The following is a 536-nucleotide window of genomic DNA, read 5'->3' on the forward strand; positions in this document are numbered from 1 at the left end:
GCTGGGCGTCCGGGCGGTGCACGATGCCCCGCACGGTGTGCCGCGTCGTCTGCGGCTGGTTCGCCGTGATCGCCACCTTCTGGCCGACCAGAGCATTCGTGAGGGTGGACTTGCCCGCGTTGGGACGGCCCACGAAGCAGGCGAAGCCGGCCCTGTGGACAGCCTCGGCCGGCTCTTCGGATGACTGGGTACGAACGCTCATGGCGCCCATTCTCCCTGATCCACAGAGCCCCGCCGCACAGGCGCCCGAACGCCGCCCGCGCCGTGAGGTTCACGAAACCCGCAAGCAACGAAACGTCACGGAAACACACCCGTACGCAACCGGAAACGCGGGCCGGTGAACCTCTGACGAGCCCCCGGAGCCCCACCTCGTTGGAGACACCGTGCCTCTGGCCGCCGCAAGCGCCGACACCGGCGACACCGCCTGGCTGCTCGCCGCCACCGCCCTCGTCCTGCTGATGACCCCGGGCCTGGCCCTGTTCTACGGCGGCATGGTCCGCACGAAGAGCGTGCTCAACATGCTGATGATGAGCTTC

General features: G+C 68.8%; 1 protein-coding gene and 1 pseudogene. One reads left to right on the forward strand and one right to left on the reverse strand.

All coding sequences use genetic code 11. The features are described from left to right. On the reverse strand, nt 1-202 hold a 202-nt coding region (locus tag CCL05_RS46970), incomplete at its 3' end, for a GTPase (RefSeq protein WP_425275998.1). Nucleotides 203-383: 181 nt separating this feature from the next. On the opposite strand from CCL05_RS46970, the pseudogene CCL05_RS44405 reads away from it, so the two are divergent. After that, nucleotides 384-536 (forward strand): annotated as a pseudogene (locus CCL05_RS44405) (ammonium transporter); the annotation flags it as partial.

It is taken from the genome of Streptomyces africanus, from assembly GCF_002150735.1.
Lineage (GTDB): Bacteria > Actinomycetota > Actinomycetes > Streptomycetales > Streptomycetaceae > Streptomyces > Streptomyces africanus.